Raw genomic sequence first — 231 nt, 5'->3', positions numbered from 1 at the left:
CATATTCCGCCGTCCGCTCGCCGATCTCCTCGGGCGTCTTGCCCCGGAAGATGATCTCGACCGCGCCCTTGGCACCCATCACCGCGATCTCGGCGGTCGGCCAGGCATAGTTGAGGTCGCCGCGCAGATGCTTGGACGCCATCACGTCATAGGCACCACCATAGGCCTTGCGGGTGATGACGGTGATCTTGGGCACCGTCGCCTCGGCATAGGCGAAGAGCAGTTTGGCGC

At 64.5% G+C, this 231-nt stretch carries 1 protein-coding gene; it reads right to left on the bottom strand.

Going from position 1 to position 231, the window contains the following annotated elements; genetic code table 11:
- Nucleotides 1-231 (bottom strand): carboxyl transferase domain-containing protein (locus AC3II9_RS22655; protein ID WP_489159045.1); only part of this gene is annotated, 231 nt, incomplete at both ends.

The sequence above is a fragment of the Lysinibacillus sp. RU7 genome (assembly GCF_057837305.1).
Note: the sequence above shows the minus strand (reverse complement) of the source record. Positions and strands in the feature narration are given on the sequence as shown.